This is a genomic window from uncultured Salinicola sp. (assembly GCF_937921195.1).
GTDB lineage: Bacteria > Pseudomonadota > Gammaproteobacteria > Pseudomonadales > Halomonadaceae > Salinicola.
On the sequence record NZ_CALFQK010000106.1, the window covers coordinates 93,696 to 113,528 of the forward strand.

Below are 19,833 nucleotides of genomic sequence, written 5' to 3' on the forward strand. Positions count from 1 at the left end.
ATAGGATCGGATGTTCAGGCTGCAAAATCGAGTTCGTCCTGCCGATTGCTCACATCCCGTCCATTACCGGTCCTCCGGGGATATTCCACCGTGGGCATGGACCTGGATCTGGCCTTGGCCTTCCGCGTCAGACCGAATGCATATATCCAGTTCCCCGGATGTCGGCGTGTCCCGATGAAGCCGGTGTCCATGAGACGACCGATCCAGTCCCGGCCGGTTTCGCCTGCGAGTCGTCGAGGAGCGCCGCGCTCCATGAGGTCCCTTTCGGCATAGTCGGATCCTCGCTCCCCGAGGCGGATCTTCGATAGCGCCCGCTCGCTGAAGAGCTTTTGATCAGGGGTCGTGTAATGTGTCCTGGAGCGCGATCGTCCTCGGCATTGAGCGTTGAGGGCCTGATAGATCTCGCCGATATGACCAGGCATGATCAACCCGTGCTCGGGATCGATGCGCGGAACGGGGTCGGAATAGGCGTAGACGGCTTCGATCGAGGGTTTCTCCGCACGCAGCAGGGAGAACGCTCTCGACATGAACCAGCTCTCCGCGTTCCCCTCGATATGATCGAGTAGCACGAGTCTGCCGAGCTCCACTGACGACCCGTCGTCCATTCCGGTGTATTTCGGACCGGCCGCGGAGTTCATCGAGACCGAGAAACTGGCGACCCCGACAAGTGATGACCGCCCTCCTTCGTTGCGGAACAGGCCGCAGGACAATCGCGTGGCAGGAAAACTGGACGAATAGTGATGTCGTTCCACGAAGGGCTTGGCGACGCTGTGACAGGGTATGACATCGACCGCATGGATGGACGGATCGATGACGCGGCTCTTGCCGGTGAAGCTCATGCGCCGATCACGCCAGCGCTGGGATCGCGAATCAGCGGACATTGCGTGCCCTCGTCGCGCGATCGGTATATTCGTGACAGAGATCAAGACCGTCGGAGCCGATCTGTCTCACATTGTCTCCGGGGCCGATGTTGCCTTCTCCGAGGAGGAGGGCCAAGCGCTTCCAGCTCATGTTCCCGGCTCCGGGTATCTTGCGGATGTCGCGGATGTCGGCCTTCGGCGTCCCCTGCAGGTATCGCAGGGCAGCCAGTTCGCCCTTCGTCGGGATGACGGGGGTGGGGAACCTGTCGGGAAAGTACCAGCGGACGGGGAAGGTGTCCTCGTCGCGCGCTCGCATGAAATCGCCTCCGATCCTGCATGGACGGTCCTTCGCATCGAAGCACTTCGCACCGGTCCATCCGATCCAGGATGCGGCATGGTTCACCCAGCTGGTGAAGGTCTTGAACTCGCCGTCGGCTTCGCCCTCCGGCGGAAGACGGTCATCGATATACTGCCATTCGCGCTGGAGAGCGATGGGCGGGATGGGATCTGCTATGCCCGTCTTCGCATAGAACTGACGTCGTGTGCGTGGATCCATTTTCTCTTCTCCAATGAAAAGGGGCCGCATGTGCGGCCCCTTGCGTGATTTCCATGAAAGATGCCTCGGTTGGTCAGAACCGGCTGATTCCCCTGTCACTGTCCTTTTCCTGCTCATGGAGGAGCGTCAGGAGATGGATCTGGTCGTTGTCGGTCCTGGTCGCCGATCTGGGGGAGCGCATGACGTCGGTTATGTGCTCGTCACCCTTCTTCTGTTCCAGGTCGTTGTCGGGGTTACGGGCTTCGAACTGGGTCTCGAGACGGAGCGATCCGTGCTTTCCGGTCCTCTCGGTGATGGCTGTCCCCAGATCCTGTGTCCTCAGTGCCTCGCGCAGTTCCGCCCGGTGTTCGATCTCCAGGTTTTCCTTCTCCAGCTGGATCTCCTCATTCTCCTTGCTGGCGCGTTCCGCCTTGGTTTCGGGATTCTCGTCCTTGCCGCTCTCGGTCGTGTAGGCCTGGGAGGCGAGGGGGTCGTCCATTCCGACGGCTCTCTCGGTGAGCCTGCTCTCGTCGCTGCCGGTTGAACCGGAGCCGTTGCCGCTGCTTCCCCCGTCTCCGGATGATTCCTCGCTGCCGTCATCCTTGCTCCCGCCGCCGTTCTGCGACATGGCATTGCGGGTTCCGGCGCCCATCCCCTGCTCCATCAGTATGGATAGACCGTCTCCCGCATCGAGGGACTGGCCCATCGCGAGCTTGGCGTAGTCAGCTCCCGGAAGGTAGTCCGGAACATCGATCGTATGGCCGTTTACCGTCATGGAACCCGAGCCCCCGACTGACGAAGCCGCTCCGTCATGTCCGTAGGTGAGCTCCATGGACTGCTCGAGGGATGATTCGGCCATGGTTCCGGCGATGGGACGCTCGAGGAAGCCTCCGCCTTCGGCGGGACCGGGGATGACCTCTCCCTGCATGTCGGGCAGGGAGGACAGGGATTCGTGATCATCGGGAAGATCTCCGGCGGTGACACCTTCGGCGACCGCTCCGAGCACGGCATTGGTCGTCATGGAGCCGAGACCGTGCTTGATGAGCTTCCCGTAGATGCTCTCCTTGTCCTTCTCCTTGTCCTTGCCCTGCTCGTGCTCCTTCTCGGGAGTGCTTGCGGACCTTTTCCCGTAGAGATTCATTCTTCGCCTCCGATGCGCCGTATCCTGATTCTGGTTATTCTATACGGTCTTTCGTCGGCTTCCACCACGATTATGGAATTTCTCCGCTCGAGGTGTGTGATCAGCCTGTCCGATCCCGACAGATGGACGAGCTGACCTCCTTCCATGGAGATGTACAGCCCGGCAGATGACCACCCTGCCCCGATGGGGAAGTGGCCAGGGTCGAGCATGATGACGAGGTCCGCGCCGGAGACCGCGTCCCAGCGCGTTATCGAAGGGACTGGAGGCACCTTCAGTTTCCGAGATAATGACGCTCGATGATGATGACCTGATCATCCGATGTGCGGCATTCGATCATGGGCTTGGAGGACATGGCGCGCTCGATCTCGTTCTTCTCGGCGTTCCGTCCTTCGACTTTTGTGACATCGAGGCCGTAGGCCTCCATCGCCACACCAGTGATCGTCCTGTTCACGGAAAGTATTTCTCCGGTGACCTTCTTGATGATGTATACGTTCATTTCAGTGACCCTCCCTGTTCGCGTCCGTATGCGGTGCATCGAATGGCATCGGCCCGTCTCCCCTGTGGATGACGGCGCAGGGACTCGAGCCGTCGAGATGATCGATCATCCAGGATCGCAAGGATCCGTCGGGGCGGCCGGGATTGAACCAGAGATGGCACCCGTCGGTCATCAGTGCGATGTCGTCCGGTCTTGCGGCCACGGGCCAGCGCATCGCCAGCTCGGATGCGACGGCTATGAGGTCCGGGCAGACGTTCTCCCAGTCCTTGCGCTGACCGTGAGCGAGCTTCATCGGTGTCAACGTCACGGAATCCTCGTCGCTTTCCAGACGGAGCATCTCCAGCTCGACCTTCCTCGGTGGGCTGGAGATCCTGAGCGTCCTGTGGAGAAGGATGGTCCCGGACTGCAGTCTCGCCTTCACGTCGGCGAGGGTTCGCTCGATGCGTCTGCTCATCCTCTCGTCGAAAGGAGGAGTGGAGAGCCACCGGCATTCACGAGCATGACGGAGGACCGTCAAGGGCTCAGCGTGAGAGGTAGATGTCGACATATTCGTTCCTCTGATCCCCGATCGCCTTGCACTGGATGAGGGCGCTCTGCCTCGGACGGATGGCTTCGATCTTCGCTGCCTCTACCCTGAGCATGCGCGACATGCCTGCGATGAACATCTGGTCGACACCGAGGATGAGCTTGAATCCGACATTGGCGAGCACGTCCTCGGAGAAGTGACTGATGGCTTGGGAAGCGAAGATGATCCCGAGACCGAACTTGCGAGCCTCGCGGATCAGGATGTTGATGATGTGGTCGGAATCGTTGTTCACGAAGATCGACGCCTCGTCCATGATGATGAACGTGTTCGGCTCCGAGACCGGCCCCATCGCCTTCTGCTCGTTCCAGAGATCCTCGAGAAGGACGTCCACGAACATCTGCTGTTCGTCGCGTCCCAACGAGTGGATGTCATAGACTTGGATGCCCTGCCCGGAACGGAAGTCGGGCGGCGCGTCCTTGAAGATGCCGGACTTGTCGAGATGGTCGATCCTGTCGACGAGACTGGCGAGCGTGGGGATGTCGGTGTAGCGCAGGAGATCGTTGACCTCGTCGCCCGTCTTCACCGCGCTGATGAACTCGCTGTAGGAGCCCATCGCCTTGTCCCGGAGCTTCTTGAGCTTCGCGGTGTCCTCCGGCGAGAGGTAGTCGAGCGCATGCTTCTCCGCTACGTCGTTGTGCGTGCGGATGACCTGACGGTTGAGCGTCTTGATCGTCTTGTTCAGGTCTTGGAGCGCCTTGAAGGCCTCGCCTCCCGCACCCGTCATGAGCTGCTTGTACTTGTAGAGCGAGTAACGCTTGAGATCGGAGATGTTGGGATAGACGCCCTGGCTACGAGAGCGTCCCCGGGCATCCGGATTGTTCCGGGGATCCCAAGTGCGCGGATCGGTGGCATCGAATCCGTTCTTCTCGTAGATGTCCTCGACGAGACGCCGCATCGCGGCCTCCTGCCTGGCACCGAGCTTGTGCGATGTGCGGTTGATCATCGAGATGAATCCACGGATCCGCCTGTTGACGCCGCCCGATGCGGGGTCCGGATTCACCTTCAGGGGATTGAGTCCGTAGGGCGATGTCTCGTTGAACTCCGCCCTCTGCTCACCGTCGATGTTGATGTCGCCGTGGACATCGATGACGATGACCCGCGCTCCGTAAGAGAAGGCGAGGTTCTCGGCGATGAGACGCAGGCGGTGGGTCTTGCCGACGCCGGACGCGCCGACCACGAGGCCGTGCCCGTTGATCGTGGCTTCGGGGCGCCAATGCACGAGATCGCGCTTGCCGCCGTTGGACGGCGTCACTTCCGTTCCCATTAGTATGGCATTGCGAGACATGATTGGCTCCCTGCTTCTCGCACGGCTTATAGGATGCTTTTCCCCTCCGCCAAAACAGGCCCATGCATGCGTAAATCGGGCACAGTTGACGATCGTCAAAAAAAGTTTTCCGGATGGTTGGGAGCCTTTGGAGTTCGTCCTATAACTGCGTGAAGATCGGTCCCGTGTCGGTCCTTGGGAAGCGAACAGTTTTGACGTGGAGTGTTGAATGAAAGCCCGCATCGTTTTTACCGCGCTGTCGCTGATGATGGTGTCGGACGTCGCAGTCGCTCAGGAGAATCCGTTCGCTCCGCGATCGAATGGAGGTCTGACACGCGCTCAGATCGAACAGATCGCGCGTCAGGAATACCAGGAGCAGCAGGCCCAGCGCGAAGCTCAGAACCCGGCACCGGCCGAAAGCGCACCGGGAACCCCGGCCGCCCCCGGTGCGCCCGGTACCGATGCCATTCCGTCGCAGCCCGGAGCTCCCGCGGGTAGCCCGATCGCTGGCGGCGCGGGCGTGACCGCGGTCGTCGAGGCCGAGGATCCGGTCGCGGCGCTCATCTCCGATGGAGGCGCCTTCGTGGGCTGCGCGCGCAATGTCCCGATCTTCAGGGACAAGGTCGGTCGTCGGATCTACTTCACGACCAAGGAACTCAAGGACAGCGAAGCCACGCGTCGCTACGCGCGCTGCTGATAATCGGGATCGATACGGAGAACATGGACATGAAATTCAATTCCAAGCGGATGGTGAAGAGCCTCGCGAGGCTCACGGCCAGCGCCGCCGTCATCTCGATGATCGCGACCCCGGCGATGGCCCAGGCCAAGGAGAAGCGTCGCTCGAGCGTAGAGAGCCCGGGTTCGTTCCCGCAGGCCGAACGCAATTATGACGCGATGTTCTCCGGCAGGCCGGCGGTCCAGCGCGTCCGCGTGCCCGGCGGTCTCTTCGTGTCGAAGCCCATGAACGACCTCGCTCCGCAGTCGCTCCTCGCGAAGCACATCGAGATCGATATCCGTTCGGAGGTCCCGACGCTTTCCGACCTGCAGATGCTGCTGGAGATCGAGGGCGTGAGCATCACGGTGGACTACAACTCGCTCTACGAGGCCGCGAAGGTCTCGAGCGAGGTCGGTTCGTTCACGGCGGCGTCGAAGTATCAGCAGGTCGCCAACTCCGTGAAGGGAGGGACGGGCGTCCAGCAGAATGGATTCGGTGGTGGTTTCGGCAACAACGGGTTCGGCAACAGCGGCTTCAACAACGGCGGCTTTGGTGGAGATCAGTTCGGCGGGAATGACGCGAATGTTACCATCGAAGGCGCGGCCAGTGGCAATGGTGGCGGTTCTGCATCTAGCCCAACGCAGGGGACGATGACCACAAGTGAGGTGGGAATTCGCGGCAATCCGGATGGTTCTGCGGAAATTTACGCATCTCGCAGTGAAGCAAATAACAGACCGAGCTTTTACAACCGCGTCCTTCCTTTCCGTTATTTCAGCGGCACTGTCGGCGAACTAATGCGCAAGCTGGAAAACAGCGGCAACATCGCGGTCTGGTATCAGAACGGCATCGTGATCGGCGGCATGCGCCGCTACTCGATCTCGCTTCTCCAGCAGCAGGACGTCATCCAATCGGTGGTGAACGAGCTCCAGAGCCTCGGGGCCGCGCAGGTCGTCGGCTCGGTCGGTGCCGGTCAGGTTTTCTACTCGGCTCCGCCGCGCACGAACAACGAGATCATTGAGCCCTATCTGCGCCGGATCTCCGGCAACCTCTCCGAGGTCACCCTGCAGGTGGCCCTGGTGACGGTCGCGATGTCCCGCAACGACGAGCGCGGATTCGACTGGTCCGCCCTGAACTTCGGCTTGGGTCAGGACGTGAGCGGACTGGGCAGCACCGGGGACGGTGGCGATGCGGTGACGTCGCAGAACGGCGTCTTCACCATCAACTCGAACAGCTTCGCTGCCAATCTCGGCGACGTGTTCGGGATCGACCGCGTGGTTTCCATCGCCGGAGCGATCAACTTCCTGTCGCGCATGGGTGACACCTCGGTTGCACAGAACGTTGAGCTGCGGACCCTCTCGGGATCACCGGTCATCCTTCGCTCGGGCGAGGACATCCCCTATGTCTCGGGTGTGGGTTCGACCCTGACCGGCGGCCTCGGCGGTGGGTCGTTCGGCAGCTCCCAGACGCAGAGACTCGGGACGGGTCTGACCTTGAACGTGGATCCGCGCTACGATCACACCTCCGGCATCGTTACGATGGATATCGGCCTCAAGCTCGTCGATCTCGTGGAATTCGTCCAGCTCGACGCGGGTGATCAGATCGGCACGCTCACGCAGCCGCGGACGAGGGAGCAGGGCGTCAACTCGATCCTCCGCGTGCCCGCAGGGCAGACGACGATCCTCGGCGGGATCAGGCGCGAGCTCAATTCGGACCAGCGGAACGGTCCCTTCGGCCTGTTCGGCATCGGTTCGCGGCAGAAGCAGAACGAGGTGTTCTGGCTCTTCGCGGTCGTGCGCCCGGTCGTGACCGTCTACGAGACGGCGGATTCTCCGGTCGCGCCGCGTTCGGTTCTCGATACGCGCACGACGGTGAACCCGTATGACGAGGGCAGTTACGGCGTGTCCGGTCGTCCGGGTGCGGCGGTCCCCGCTCCGAATGATCCGACCACCAACAACCAGGGTGGTGTGCCGTCCTACTACGGTCAGGGTGGCTCGACACCCGCCAACAGGATGCCGGCCGGCGTCACGACGGCATCGCCGCCCTCGCCGCGCGGTGTCGTCGTCCCGGGTGCGAGCACTCCGCCCGAGGTGAATCCCTACATTCCCGAAGGCGCCATCCTGCGTGATCCGGGCGCGGCGGGCGTGAACTATGACGAACAGGCTCCCGTTCGTCGCCCGCAACCGGCGGGTGCCGCACCGGTCCAACCGGCGTATCCGGTTCCGGCTCCCGATCAGACGATCACCGGAAGCGCTCCTGCCGCGACACCGATCCCGGATGCGGGCACGATGGACAACGGCGCGGCGGTCCCCGTCGTCGAAGGTCAGCCGATCGCCGTCAGCACGCCCGAAGCAGGAAGCACGAGCACGATCGTCACGATCGATCCGACACCCGAACCCGAACCGCGTCGATCCTTCATCAGGCCGATGACGCAGGGCGAAAAGGAAGACTGAGATGGGAATCTTCAGCAAGAAGGACACGGGCAAGTCGCGTTCCAAGGGTCTGGGAAGGTCGGTGTCGTCCGCAGGGGATGATGGCGACATCGTCATGGACCGCGAGTTCGACGCCTTCGACGATGACCTCCCGTCCGATGACGGGGACAAGGGCACCGGCCTGAGCGACGAGATCATGGAGATCGACCGTGCCGATAGATCGGACATCGACGCAGCTCTCGAAGCAGCCGAACCGAAGAAGAAGAAGTCGAAGGGTCTCTTCGGAAGGAAGAAGGCCGCGAAGACTGATGACGACCTTCCCTGGGAGGCTGCCGACGACAGCAAGCCGGAGAAGGCCAAGCCCGAGAAGAAGCGCAAGCTCTCGCGCAAGGCGGCCAAGGAACTCAAGGAGCAGGAGGACGCGAAGGAGCTGACGACGCGTCTCTCGGTCCTGGTCGAGATCGAGGAACTGCCGGGCGTCACCAAGGAGGACGCGATCGAGACGGCGAGGCACCAGGCGCTCAACCACAGCGATCGTCCCTCGAACTGCTACTTCAGCGTCCTCCAGACGAGGAAGGGCTTCCTGATCGAGGTCCAGGAGGGCGTCGGACGATCCTACCTGCCGTCGGTCCACAAGCTGGCGATGGACAATCCGGGACGCATCGTCGTAGTGCCGATGGTCCGTCGCAAGTTGACGGTGATCTACTCGCCGCGGACGGACAGCTTCGACACCCAGATCCTGGGCGAGGACATCGAGCCGCCGGTCATCAACGGAGAGCCTCCTCTCGATGCGCTGCGCGGCGGAGCCATGACGCCGGTGTTCAAGCAATACCAGCAGTGGTTCATGACCGGCGTCATCACGGCGGCGATCGGCGGGATCGCGTTGATCTCGTCGCTGGCCTTCTACGCCTTCGATCCGGGGACGCAGGTTCCGCCGGACTGGAAGACGACCTCGGTGACGCAGCTTCCCGTCATGCAATGGTCGTCGTTGCAGTCGGACCGTCCGAACCAGTTCGTCGCACGTCTCGAGTATTCGGACAGCGATGGTTGGCGCACGGTGTATCAGAGCAACTATGCCGATGTGCAGGTGAATGCCGTCACGCCCGGGGATGACGGAGCCATCGTGGGTGGCGAGGTCCAGGGACCCGCGACTCCGGATGCGCTCGCTCCGGGCGCGACGCCGCTTCCGTCGGCTCCGGCTCCCCTTCCGGCTCCGGCAGGATCGCCCCCGCCGCCCGCCGGCATGACCAATCCCTAACGGAGTTACGATAGATGCTTCTTCCAGAACAGCGCCGCACGATCGGAGTCGTCCTCTTCGTCGTGGGTATCCTCAGCCTGGCGATGACCGGTGTCATGGTCAGCCTCATCTCGTCGGCGCGCGAGGACAATGCGGCTCGCTTCACCGAGCAGCAGGCGAGCTGCAAGGGACGCCTCACTGCCCTGGGCGGGGAGGTCGACGAGATCCCGGGACGCATCGTCTGGCTCAAGAGGGGCCTGGACGAGGGCCTCATCCGCATGGGCGAGGCGAGCGTCGTGGGGGTCCTCTGCCCCGGATGGCGCATGAAGACCGCGTGCATCGGTTCGCAGTGCCCGGGTGAGGGAGCCAATGCGATGCGGATCGTGCTCGAGCCGATGAACGCTGATCCGGCCACCGGAGGCGCCTTCTCGGGTGAATGAGGACCCAGAGCGCGAATCAGACGAGGGAAAGGGCGGCCATCGGCCGCCCTTTCTGCGTTTCGGCCCCGCGAATCACGCGTCGAGTTGGCGGCCGAAGACGGATGATTCGCCGCATATGGGCGGTTGATGGCATCGATAACGCCGGGGTCATGGATGAAGGAAGAAGATTTACGGATGGTTAAAGTTCATTTCCGCTATTGCAAGCATGGCGGAATTCTGCGGGTTTCGGAGGAAATATCGAGAATTGTGGTTACGGTAAAAGTGTTAGGAGGAGGAATTTTTAGGATGAGACTGTTGTCTGTTTGGCCGATTCCTTCCTAAAAGCCCCTCAGACCAAGGGTGAACGTCACGCACTGGTCGGAACCACCGGGCCATCAGGTCCTAGAGACGGGAAGAACTGGGGACATCGTCCTCCCGACTCGAACAAAACAGTCCGCCCCGGGCACAAGTGAAATGAAGGAACTCTTTCAATGACCACCATCATCCTGACCATCATCGGTATCCTGCTCGCAGCTGCCGCGGCCCTCATGGTCATCTTCTACGGCGGCGACGCCTTCAACTCGGGTTCGATCGGTGCGCAGGCCAACACGCTGCAGAACGCCGGCACGAACATCGAATCGGCTGCGACCCTCTACAAGGTCGAGAACGCCGAAGCTCCGGGCACTGTCGCTGACCTGACCGCCGTCGGCGCCGACGGCGAATCCTACCTCAAGGAATCGCCCGCTCTGACCGGCATCGGCGAAACCGACGGCGACCTGTCGACTGGTTCCTTCGTCGTGACCGGCGTGTCGGACGAAGTCTGCGCCAAGGTCAACGAGAACATCCTCGGCGACGGCTACACCGCCCCGACGGCCATCGGCCAGGGCAAGATGGGCTGCGTCGAAACCAGCAACACGTTCTACGCCGACCTCTAAGTCAGAGCGTGACGATCCGGCGGGTGACCGTCGGTAGGGAGGGCGGGATGCTTAGGCATTCCGCCCTTTCGTCTTTTTTCCCCTTCTCTCGGGAACCTTCTCATTTACCTCTTGGACAATCGGGCGGTTTCATCCTAAAAAAGGGGTCAACGAATCTCCCCGGGAGGAATCCTTGTTCAAGTTCATCGCACGCCCTGTCATCATGTGGACCACCGGTTTCGGCCGCTACCTGGACCTCGTCGCAGGCGTAGCGCTGCTCTTCGTCGCGTGGTCCTGGAGCCAGCCGCTGGTTGCGGCTCTCGGTGCTCTGGCCCTCCTGAGCTTCACGATCGACATCAACGGAATCTTCCAGCGCTGGACTCTGAACCGTCTGCTGGCGAAGAAGGGAATGCGCTGACATGCTCCAGATCATCCTCGCAGTGATCGGCATCTCCATCGTCTCGACGATGGGCTTCATCATGCTCGAACAGCTCTCGCTACAGAACCAGATGCAGGTGCAGAGGGAGAATACCCGCCGCCTCGATGTCGCGGCGGACGGTCTGGTGGGAACGCTGGGCAGGCTGCCCGGGGTCGACAAGCTGGTGGCCCCCGTTCCGGGAACGAGCGGATCCGTTCCGTGGTCGGTCCTTCCTGATGACGTGGGTGCGGTGAACTCGACCGTGTCGGGGGTCCCCTTCCTCTATTGCCCGGTGGCATCGCTTTCGGCCGAGGAATTGGAATCGGTCGCGACCAGATCCGTATCATCGGTCCAGATGAGCGATTCGAACTATGCGACCGAGGTCTCGGGGCGCTATGTTGTATCCTCCGCTCTGGCCATGGACGGCGATCTGCAGACGCTCTTCAATCCGGTGGCCTTCATCGTCTCGCCCGGGACGAGGTCGGAGACCCCACCCGACTGCAGTGACATTCGGGTGGTGAACAACGTGGCCGTGGTGGAAGGCGGGATCGTCAGGGTCGTGTCCATGCCCTCGGGTGTCGCCTCGGTGGGAACCGGGGCCGATGCTGCCGCCGAGTTCTGGGTGACCTCCAACGGCAACGGCAACGGCCAGTCGGCTACCACGCCCACCTCGATCAATGCGGCTCTCACCCATTTCATCCGTTATTCGCCGGATACGATGACCATCCACATGGCGGATGCGGTCTTCCCCTCTGCCGATATCTGGTCGCGCTTCCTTGCGGCATCGGCCGACTCGGGGGCTAAGCTGCGCCTCATCGGCAACGGAACGGGTGGGCTGGACGTCGGCGCCGGCGGAGCGTGGAACGTGCCCGCATCGACCTTCTTCGAGAACGTGACGATCAAGGGTCCTCGCGTCGTCGTGGGACGGGGGGACAGTCTCTTCGCGGTCGGATCGGTGAACCTGCTCCCGCACGGCAATCCCTCGATCACGATGGACGTGCTGCAGGGCGGTAGGTTCATGGCGACGGACAGCATCGTCTCGTTCGCCAACCAGGGCCAGCATGGGATCCGCGCAGCGGGTGACGTGGACCTGAGGAACTCGTCTCTCCGCAGTTCGTCGGGGCAGCTCTCGAACTTCGTCTGGCTCAACAACGGTGGCGAACTGAACCTGGTGTCCTCGCAGTTGGGCGCCGGAAGCGATCGTCCGATCCTCTCGTCGATCCTCTCCGACGGGTCGATGCAGATCGCCAGCGATGCGAACTCGACGGCCTATGCTTCATCGAGCTCGAACGGATGCTGGGCGTGGAACGGTGCGGACATCGCCTTCAAGTGGTCCGCCACGGGTGTTGGATCGCGCTCGTCGGTGCGTCCGGAGACGGAATATCCGGCCCCAGCTGCAGATGCGGATCCTTCGGTCATCCAGGCCTACCAGGACGGAGCCAACGAGCGCTACAGGGCGCGCAGGATCAACGCCTCGAACATCTATTGCGGATGATCGCTTCCATATCGATCCCGTTCATCCTAAAAAGTCGAGGAGAGGGATCGCCTCGAGGGCGGATGACCCCTTCGGATTATCCACGAGAGCCGTGGCGACCCGCGGCGTGAACATTGACAGGAGCTAGTTAGGGATGGGCATTTTTGGTAAGGGATCGAAGAATGCTTCGGAACTGGCCGACGTCGATCTGATGGATCGCGGACGCTCCGGGGAGGAGCGTTCCTCGGACATCGTCTGGGCCCAGCGCGAACAGATGAACTTCGGGATCATGCTCATCGAGAAGGGGCACGCCTCCGATGAGCAGGTCGAGGCGGCGCTCTGGGAGTCCAACATCACGGGCAGCTCGCTGGGCGACACGCTGGTCAAGCACGGCATCATGCGCCAGTCGCACCTCATGTCGCTGATGGAGGAATACGACTCCGCCCAGATCTCGACCATCGTCCAATACAACGTGCCGGTCGATGACGTGAATCTCCTGCACCGCGAACGCGTCGTTCTCTTCGGCATGAGCGCGAAGGTCCTCTATCTCGGATGCCTTGGAAACGAGCGGCGCGTGCGTGATTATTTCGAGAAGGAGTTCCCCGACAAGACCCTGAGATTTATGCCCATCAAGCCGTCGCAGCTGACGGAGTTCCTCGAGAGGACGGACAGGCTGCCCCGCAAGACGGCGGAGAAGTCCGGCGACGGCCGGCTCGAGATCGTGCGCTACATCCCGCGCAACACGAGCGACTCGGACGTCCTGGACCTGCTGATCAATGTCGCCGGCGTCCGGGGTGGATCGGACATTCATATCGAGCCGAAGGCGAACAGCTACACGGTGATGATCCGCATCAACCGTATCCGGAAGATCGTCCACGAGGGATCGATCACCCAGTACAATGCGCTGCGTGCCCAGGTCAAGGACCGGTCGCGCATGGACCAGATGGAGATGCGCAAGCCGCAGGACGGCGCCTTCAGCCAGGAGATCATGGGACGCATGTTCGACCTCCGCGTCGCGACATTCCCGATGAACGCCGGCCAGGAGAAGATCGTCATCCGTCTGCTCGACCCGGACAAAGCGGCGAAGCGCCTGCCCGACCTCGGCATCTCGAAGACCGATCTGTGGCGCGCCGCATGCGGCTATCCGCACGGTCTGATCTATGTCGCGGGGAAGACCAACTCGGGCAAGTCGACGACGCTGATCTCGACCCTGCGCGAGCAGGACCGCATCGGCAAGGCGATCTACACGATCGAGGATCCGGTGGAGCACCGCGTCGACTTCCTGACCCAGATGGCCGTGAACCGCTCCGAATCCGTCGGGCTGGACTTCCAGACCGCGACGCGCGCCATGATGCGTGGTGACCCGGAGATCATCCTCATCGGTGAGACCCGTGACGCGGAGACCGCCCGTGCCGCCGCCCAGGCCGCCGAATCGGGTCACCTCGTGTTCTCGACCATCCACGCAGGCACGATCCGTGAGACCGTCGGACGCCTGAGGGGCTTCGGCATCAACGACTCCGAACTGCGTCCAATGCTCCGTGGCATCCTGGCCCAGCGTCTGATCAGGACCCTGTGCAATTTCTGCCGCGGTGCGAAGTGTCCGCATTGCCTGATGACCGGTTACGACAACATGACGGTCATCTCCGAGATGGGCTTCTTCCCGTCGGAGCGCGATTTCGAGCGCATGCTGAAGGGCGATGTGTTCTGGGATCCGATGGTGAAGGATGCTCTCCACAAGCTGGAGCAGGGCATCACGGACGAGCAGGAGGTCTATCGTGTCTTCCGCTCGGAGATCGACTACCTGTCGGATGACTACGAAGGCGTCGAGGAGCTCGCTGCGCGCGTCAAGGACGTGGTGGCGGGCAGAGCGGAATCGATGGTCGACAGGACGAACCGGACGTCACCGACGCAGGAGGACGAGGACAAGCTCGTCATCGCCAGCGAGATGGAGGCCGAACTGTCGCGTCACTCGATCAGGGCGGCGGCGGCCCCCTCGGAGGACGAACTCATCAATCTGGACATGACCAGGTACGACTACGAGGACGAATAAATGACTTCGCTGCTGATCACCGTCATCGCGATCGTGCTGTTCGGGATCGTCATCACGGCAGCGATCATGTATATCGATTCCGACGAGATCACCGCCGTGGGCATGGCGCCCGCGGCCGCATCGTCGCTCATGAACGTGGTGGAGGCATCGCAGCAGTTCCGCGGTGCCCGTGGTCACTACCCCGTGTCGATCGCCGATCTGGAATCGGAATTCGAGATCGAGGCGAGAGGGCTGGGTGATGCGGACTTCGTCATATCGGACGGTGTCGTATGCCTCTCCATGCCCTATGAACTCGAGGTCAACCGCATGCTCGAGGCGGCGGCCGTCAAGATCGAGGGGTCGGTCGTCACCGATGTCTGCGGGTCCAGCGATGTCTCTGGACGTCGATTCCTCGCCTATTCATTGGATGGCGTATCCCCGCCGGTAGCGATGGCCTTCGTGGGTACCCCGGGATCGCCTGGTGGAGGAGGCACGCCTACCCCGACCTATGCGTTTCCCTCGACGGTCCCGTTCAGTCAGGCATCGGCTCTCTCCGACCCGAACTGTGGTCCCGCAGGGTCATGGGAGGTCCTGACGGGATCGGGTCCTGCTGTCTATGATGATCACTGCGCGGCTTCCGCGAACAACCAGTTCCCGATCTGGGAGAAAGCCGCCCCGATACCGTCACAGTATGCCGATGAGGTGGCTGCCGGTGTGGTGTCGGCCAGACTGACGATGGAGATGCAGGGCTGGAGCGGGGACAGTGATCGGGGCCGCCTGATGATCAGATGTCTCGCTGCGGACGGAAGGCAGGTGGGCTTCCAGGTGACCGACTACGTCGATCCGACCTCGTGGACTCCGATCTCGGTGCTCATGAGAATGCCTGCTCAGTGTGCGACCCTGAAGATGGGTGCGATCGGATATCGTGCGAGCGGGACCGAGAATTCCATCTACTTCCGCAATCCCTCGTATGAGCTGGTCGGGAACGATGGTGGCGTCCAGACCATCTCCCTCGCCTCGTTCAGGGGCGACGAGATCGTAGGGTGGACGGTAGAGCAGGGAAATCTTCGTCTGGGATCGACCTACTATTACGGCTGGCCGACGGTTAAGACGGAGAGCGTCACCTATGGGAAGGGATCGAAGGTCATCGATGTCCCTGAGTCGGTTCTCCTGGCGGTCGACGCCGGGAAGGCGGAACTCGCGCTGTCGGTCTTCGCATTCAACTGGGGCGGGCAGGACGACAGGGGCCGGATCAGCACGATCTTCGTGTCCGAGGACGGCAACGAGACGGAAGGACCGGCATCCTTCCCGTCCCTGCATGCCCCGACATCGCTGGGAGGCATGTATGAGCAGACGGTCAGCATGCCTGCCAGGACGAGGAAGGTGCGCTTCATCTATGAGTGCACCAGAGTCGATGGCAGCAACTGCGACTACAATCCGGCATCGGTACATGCGGACCTCGTCCTGAGGCGGTGAGCCTTTCCGTTTTCCTCTCATCCATCCTATAAGATATCCGAGTGGCCCAATGTCGGGCCGCATCAATCCTAGGGACGGTAGATGGCAGCCACATCGACTTGGAATGTTCGCGTAAGGGTCGGCAACGAGGTCAGCGAGATAACGGTCGTCGGCCAGACGGAATCCGAGGCCCGGAAGGCTGCCGGTCGCATCGGGAACGTGATCTCTCTCGAGCGGGCGAAGAAGTCGGCATTCAATATGGGCATGAGCCGCTCGGAGCGGTTCATCTTCCTCATGCGCATGTCGACCATGATCTCCTCGAAGTTCCCGGTCTCCGAGGCGCTCCGGCTGATGATCTCCAGCTTCAGCGGGAAGATCAGGGAAGCCGCCCGCAACGCCCTGCCCCAGGTGGAGAGGGGCATCCCGCTGGGTGACGCCCTCGCCCGCGACGTGAAGAACTTCCCCGGTTCCGTGGGCCTGCTGATCAAGACGGGTTCTGCCGGTGGCAACACGGGCAAGGCCTTGAAGGACGCCGCGGAATTCGAGCGCCTGATCGGTGAGGCGTCGAAAGGCGCCACGATGGCGATCCTGCGCTCGTTCGCCTACATGTTCGTCGCCCTGGCTCTCCTGTTGGTGAACCAGTACAAGGTCGTGCCCGACATGTTCAACTCGCCGATCATGAAGATGGCGAAGGACGCCGACTTCACGTTCTGGAAGGAGATCGGCATCTACTTCATCTGGCTGCAGGGCGGGATCATCGTGTTCCTCGTCATGCTGGTCCTGCTTGCGACTCTCGGTCGTCGTATGGCGCCCGACAAGGTGGATGCGTTGATCCTCAAGATTCCCATCATGCGGGATATCGTCATCAGTCAGGACAACTTCATCGGGCTCTACCGCATGAGCCTCCTGGTGGAAGCGGGCGTCCCGATGAACGAGACCCTCCTGTCATGCTACGAGTCGACCAGGCCGGGGGCACTGAAGGAGGACTTCAAGCGAGCCTACACCGGCCTGAAGAAGGGCGACAAGTGGGCGAAATACATGAAGACGCTGCATCCGACGGATCGCGCCGCGCTGACGCTCATGCCGGACAATGACGAGCTGGCCAAGAACCTGAACCTGATGGCGGAACAGTCCAAGGCGCTCTATCTGGAGCGCCTGAAGATCGTGTCGCCGGTCATGGACATCGTCTCGGCTCTCATGATGTCTATAGCGGGCTTCATCATCCTGATCGTCACGACGATCCCGCAGTTGCAGCTGGTTTCGGAGATCATGGGCTGATGTCTATCGCTGAACTCGTTCCGTCCTGGCGCAGGGACAATCCCGAACTCAACGGCGCCCACATCATGGGGACGTCGCTGCGCGACAGGAAATACAGGCTCCGGGCACAGGAGGATGGTCTCGATGTGTCCGCAATCCTAAGAGGGCGGGGTATCGAGGATACCGAGGCCTTCCTGAAGGCGTCTCTGAAGGACCTCCCCGATCCCTCTACGCTGGTCGACATGGATCTGGCCTCGGCCAGGCTTGCGGACGCGATCGAACGCAAGGAGCGCATCCTCGTCTTCGGCGACTATGACGTGGACGGTGCGTGCTCTTCCGCGATCATGACCCGTTTCATCCGGATGGTGGGGCACGATTGTGCGGCGTATATCCCGGATCGCGCGGAAGACGGTTACGGACCGTCGAAACCGGCTTTCGAGAAGTGCCGCCCCGAGGACTACGACCTGGTGATCTTCGTCGACTGCGGGACCGCATCGAGGGAGATCCTCGATCCGCTGGAGCCCGATGTGATCGTGGTCGACCATCACAAGCAGCAGGGCGATCTGCCGTTCGTCCATGCATGCGTCAATCCCCACAGGGACGACGACGAGTCCGATCTGGGCATGATGTGCGCAGCGGGACTGGCGTTCCTGTTGGCGGTCGCGACCCGTCGGACGCTCAGGGCGCGTGGCTTCTTCGCGAACGGAGAACCCGATCTCCGGGCCCTGCTCGATCTTGCCGCGCTGGCGACCGTATCGGATGTGGTTCCGCTCGTGGGTGTCTCGAGGATTCTGGTGGCCTGCGGACTCGAGGTGATGAAGGCGGGGCCTTCGACGGGCGTTGCCGCGCTCATGGCCGTTGCCGGCGTCGAGGAACCGTCGGCCGGCAGGATAGGATTCGGTCTCGGGCCGAGGATCAATGCCGCGGGCCGTGTGGGCGGCGGATCGATGTCGGAGGAGGGGGCGCTGGGCTTCGAGCTCCTCGTATGCCCGGATCCCGGCAGGGCAGGCGAGATAGCCGCCAGGCTGAATGCGCTCAATGCCGAACGGCAGTCGGTCGAGAAGACCGTCTTGGAGCAGGCCATGGACCAGGCTGCCGAGCAGGCGGCGAGAGGCGCTCGCATCGTGTGCGTCGCATCGGAGGACTGGCATCAGGGCGTCATCGGCATCGTGGCCGGCCGGCTTCGTGAGAAGTTCGGGGTGCCGGCCATAGTGGGAGCGATCGTCGACGGGAAGGTCAAGGGATCGGGGAGATCGGTCCCGGGATTCGACCTTGGATCGGTGATCATCGAGGCGAACAGGAGGGGGATCCTCGAAGGAGGCGGTGGTCATGCGATGGCCTGCGGTCTCTCCTGCAAGCTCGATGGATGGCGGGATTTCGTTTCCTTCGCGAACGACAGGGCGATCTGGTCCGAGCAGGATGTGGCGGTGGACTGCCGCAAGGGTGCTCTCGATGTCTTCATCGAGGATATTGAGGCACTCGAGAGGATGGAACCGATGGGACAGGGCAATCCTGCTCCCGTGGTCGCATTCGACAGGTTCAAGGTGAAGATGGCGAAGACGTTCGGGAAGGGGCATGTCCGCCTCCTCACCGACAGGAGCGACATGGAGGCCATATTCTGGCGTGCGGAGGACGAAGGCCTGGTCGATGGCCTCATGGGCCTTCAGGGCCGTGAGGTGGTCGTCCTGGGCGTTCCGGGCATCAACGAATGGCAGGGACGCAGGAAGGTCTCGATCAATGCCTCAGACGTCATTTTCTGATATCCGCCTCAAGGCGAGGGATATCTTCTGGAGCACGGACCTGCGCAAGGGCCTCACCGGGTCGGTGGGTTTCCATATTGCGCTGACCGGGGCTGTTATCGCGTCGATGGCCGACTGGAGCCTTCCTCCGGACCCCCTGCCGGAGCCGGACCAGAAGCTGATCACGTTCGACATCGCAGGTCCGGAGACGGATGCGGAGGAGAAGGCCAGTATACCGGAGCTTGCACCCCCGGCGGTGGTCGAGGAGTCGACCGGTCCGGTGATCGACGCTCCGGTGGAGGAGATGGCCTTCATGGAAGGAGGCTCCGGTGTTGAGGACATGATCTGGACACCGGCTCCTCCGGGCGCAGAGGGTCGCGTATCCTCGGAAGCCTCCGAAGAGGCGCCGCCGGCGCCGAAGATCGAGTTCATCGAGCTGCCGGAGGACGGTGTCGAGCCGACGCTCGTTTCCTATGACATGGGCAAGTTCAGCGGAGCCCGGGCTCTGTCCGAGGCGGCGAGGCTGCAGGGCAGCGGAAGCCTGAAGATGCTGGTGGCCATCAGTGAGGAGGGCATCCCGCAGGGCTGCTCGGTAGCCACGACCAGTGGATCAAATGTCCTCGACGATCTGGGATGCAATCTGGTGATGACCTATCGCTATGAGCCGGGCAAGGACGGCAACGGGAAGCCGATCGTGACGACGGCATACGAGCTCCTGGAATGGGATACGGATAGAGCCGGCGATCGCGAGAGCGCGGCCTTCGGTCGGAAGACGCTCGATGAGGAAGAGCGGAAGGAACTCGAGAGCGAGACGCTGCGCGATTTCACGGACAGCACCGGACGCTGAACCTTTCGGGCTCACATC

At 62.1% G+C, this 19,833-nt stretch carries 18 protein-coding genes; 12 read left to right on the forward strand and 6 right to left on the reverse strand.

Features of this window, described 5'->3' with window-relative positions; genetic code table 11:
• Window positions 1-14: 14 nt before the first annotated feature.
• The 6 genes from Q0602_RS11420 to Q0602_RS11445 form a co-directional block, all read right to left on the reverse strand.
• Entirely contained in the window at window positions 15-881 is an 867-nt protein-coding gene (locus Q0602_RS11420; protein ID WP_298843138.1) for a hypothetical protein, read from the reverse strand.
• Window positions 871-1,416: a hypothetical protein gene (locus tag Q0602_RS11425; protein WP_298843141.1), complete on the reverse strand. Its 546-nt coding sequence runs from the start codon at window positions 1,414-1,416 to the stop codon at window positions 871-873. Before Q0602_RS11425 ends, Q0602_RS11420 begins: the two co-directional genes overlap by 11 nt.
• 73 nt (window positions 1,417-1,489) lie before the next feature.
• Window positions 1,490-2,536 (reverse strand): hypothetical protein, encoded by a 1,047-nt coding sequence (locus Q0602_RS11430; protein ID WP_298843144.1) that lies wholly within the window; start codon window positions 2,534-2,536, stop codon window positions 1,490-1,492.
• Between the two features lie 271 nt (window positions 2,537-2,807).
• A complete protein-coding gene (locus tag Q0602_RS11435; RefSeq protein ID WP_298843146.1) occupies window positions 2,808-3,032 on the reverse strand; it encodes a hypothetical protein in 225 nt (74 codons plus the stop codon).
• Window position 3,033: 1 nt separating this feature from the next.
• Window positions 3,034-3,486, reverse strand: a complete 453-nt coding sequence (locus Q0602_RS11440) for a hypothetical protein (RefSeq protein ID WP_298843149.1) — start codon at window positions 3,484-3,486, stop codon at window positions 3,034-3,036.
• A gap of 67 nt (window positions 3,487-3,553) precedes the next feature.
• Window positions 3,554-4,903: a helicase HerA-like domain-containing protein gene (locus Q0602_RS11445; protein ID WP_298843152.1), complete on the reverse strand. Its 1,350-nt coding sequence runs from the start codon at window positions 4,901-4,903 to the stop codon at window positions 3,554-3,556.
• A gap of 208 nt (window positions 4,904-5,111) precedes the next feature.
• On the opposite strand from Q0602_RS11445, the gene Q0602_RS11450 reads away from it, so the two are divergent.
• The 12 genes from Q0602_RS11450 to Q0602_RS11505 all read left to right on the forward strand — a co-directional run bounded on the left by Q0602_RS11450 (window position 5,112) and on the right by Q0602_RS11505 (window position 19,815).
• Window positions 5,112-5,579 carry a hypothetical protein gene (locus Q0602_RS11450; RefSeq protein WP_298843155.1) on the forward strand — a complete coding sequence of 156 codons (468 nt, stop codon included), beginning with the start codon at window positions 5,112-5,114 and terminating at the stop codon, window positions 5,577-5,579.
• Window positions 5,580-5,608: 29 nt separating this feature from the next.
• Window positions 5,609-8,047 carry a hypothetical protein gene (locus Q0602_RS11455; RefSeq protein WP_298843158.1) on the forward strand — a complete coding sequence of 813 codons (2,439 nt, stop codon included), beginning with the start codon at window positions 5,609-5,611 and terminating at the stop codon, window positions 8,045-8,047.
• A gap of 1 nt (window position 8,048) precedes the next feature.
• Complete coding sequence (locus Q0602_RS11460; protein WP_298843161.1) at window positions 8,049-9,284, forward strand: hypothetical protein; 1,236 nt, start codon at window positions 8,049-8,051, stop codon at window positions 9,282-9,284.
• Window positions 9,285-9,298: 14 nt separating this feature from the next.
• Window positions 9,299-9,703 carry a hypothetical protein gene (locus tag Q0602_RS11465; RefSeq protein WP_298843164.1) on the forward strand — a complete coding sequence of 135 codons (405 nt, stop codon included), beginning with the start codon at window positions 9,299-9,301 and terminating at the stop codon, window positions 9,701-9,703.
• Window positions 9,704-10,173: 470 nt separating this feature from the next.
• Window positions 10,174-10,617, forward strand: coding sequence for a hypothetical protein (locus Q0602_RS11470; protein ID WP_298843167.1), 444 nt, complete (start codon window positions 10,174-10,176; stop codon window positions 10,615-10,617).
• 172 nt (window positions 10,618-10,789) lie between these two features.
• A complete protein-coding gene (locus Q0602_RS11475) occupies window positions 10,790-11,014 on the forward strand; it encodes a hypothetical protein (RefSeq protein ID WP_298843170.1) in 225 nt (74 codons plus the stop codon).
• 1 nt (window position 11,015) lies between these two features.
• A complete protein-coding gene (locus tag Q0602_RS11480) occupies window positions 11,016-12,509 on the forward strand; it encodes a hypothetical protein (protein ID WP_298843174.1) in 1,494 nt (497 codons plus the stop codon).
• A gap of 133 nt (window positions 12,510-12,642) precedes the next feature.
• Window positions 12,643-14,538 (forward strand): GspE/PulE family protein, encoded by a 1,896-nt coding sequence (locus Q0602_RS11485; protein ID WP_298843177.1) that lies wholly within the window; start codon window positions 12,643-12,645, stop codon window positions 14,536-14,538.
• Window positions 14,539-15,993, forward strand: coding sequence for a hypothetical protein (locus Q0602_RS11490; RefSeq protein ID WP_298843180.1), 1,455 nt, complete (start codon window positions 14,539-14,541; stop codon window positions 15,991-15,993). It begins immediately after the preceding gene.
• A gap of 81 nt (window positions 15,994-16,074) precedes the next feature.
• Window positions 16,075-17,250, forward strand: a complete 1,176-nt coding sequence (locus Q0602_RS11495; RefSeq protein ID WP_298843183.1) for a type II secretion system F family protein — start codon at window positions 16,075-16,077, stop codon at window positions 17,248-17,250.
• On the forward strand, window positions 17,250-18,989 hold the full coding sequence (gene recJ / locus Q0602_RS11500) for a single-stranded-DNA-specific exonuclease RecJ (RefSeq protein ID WP_298843188.1): 1,740 nt from the start codon (window positions 17,250-17,252) through the stop codon (window positions 18,987-18,989). Before Q0602_RS11495 ends, recJ begins: the two co-directional genes overlap by 1 nt.
• Complete coding sequence (locus Q0602_RS11505; RefSeq protein WP_298843190.1) at window positions 18,967-19,815, forward strand: energy transducer TonB; 849 nt, start codon at window positions 18,967-18,969, stop codon at window positions 19,813-19,815. Before recJ ends, Q0602_RS11505 begins: the two co-directional genes overlap by 23 nt.
• The last annotated feature ends 18 nt before the right edge of the window (window positions 19,816-19,833 follow it).

Bases quoted from the DNA above. Each gene is read 5' to 3' on its own strand.
- Q0602_RS11420 (WP_298843138.1), bottom strand. From the start codon at position 881: ATGTCCGCTGATTCGCGATCCCAGCGCTGGCGTGATCGGCGCATGAGC.
- Q0602_RS11425 (WP_298843141.1), bottom strand. From the start codon at position 1,416: ATGGATCCACGCACACGACGTCAGTTCTATGCGAAGACGGGCATAGCA.
- Q0602_RS11430 (WP_298843144.1), bottom strand. From the start codon at position 2,536: ATGAATCTCTACGGGAAAAGGTCCGCAAGCACTCCCGAGAAGGAGCAC.
- Q0602_RS11435 (WP_298843146.1), bottom strand. From the start codon at position 3,032: ATGAACGTATACATCATCAAGAAGGTCACCGGAGAAATACTTTCCGTG.
- Q0602_RS11440 (WP_298843149.1), bottom strand. From the start codon at position 3,486: ATGAGCAGACGCATCGAGCGAACCCTCGCCGACGTGAAGGCGAGACTG.
- Q0602_RS11445 (WP_298843152.1), bottom strand. From the start codon at position 4,903: ATGTCTCGCAATGCCATACTAATGGGAACGGAAGTGACGCCGTCCAAC.
- Q0602_RS11450 (WP_298843155.1), top strand. From the start codon at position 5,112: ATGAAAGCCCGCATCGTTTTTACCGCGCTGTCGCTGATGATGGTGTCG.
- Q0602_RS11455 (WP_298843158.1), top strand. From the start codon at position 5,609: ATGAAATTCAATTCCAAGCGGATGGTGAAGAGCCTCGCGAGGCTCACG.
- Q0602_RS11460 (WP_298843161.1), top strand. From the start codon at position 8,049: ATGGGAATCTTCAGCAAGAAGGACACGGGCAAGTCGCGTTCCAAGGGT.
- Q0602_RS11465 (WP_298843164.1), top strand. From the start codon at position 9,299: ATGCTTCTTCCAGAACAGCGCCGCACGATCGGAGTCGTCCTCTTCGTC.
- Q0602_RS11470 (WP_298843167.1), top strand. From the start codon at position 10,174: ATGACCACCATCATCCTGACCATCATCGGTATCCTGCTCGCAGCTGCC.
- Q0602_RS11480 (WP_298843174.1), top strand. From the start codon at position 11,016: ATGCTCCAGATCATCCTCGCAGTGATCGGCATCTCCATCGTCTCGACG.
- Q0602_RS11485 (WP_298843177.1), top strand. From the start codon at position 12,643: ATGGGCATTTTTGGTAAGGGATCGAAGAATGCTTCGGAACTGGCCGAC.
- Q0602_RS11490 (WP_298843180.1), top strand. From the start codon at position 14,539: ATGACTTCGCTGCTGATCACCGTCATCGCGATCGTGCTGTTCGGGATC.
- Q0602_RS11495 (WP_298843183.1), top strand. From the start codon at position 16,075: ATGGCAGCCACATCGACTTGGAATGTTCGCGTAAGGGTCGGCAACGAG.
- recJ (WP_298843188.1), top strand. From the start codon at position 17,250: ATGTCTATCGCTGAACTCGTTCCGTCCTGGCGCAGGGACAATCCCGAA.
- Q0602_RS11505 (WP_298843190.1), top strand. From the start codon at position 18,967: ATGCCTCAGACGTCATTTTCTGATATCCGCCTCAAGGCGAGGGATATC.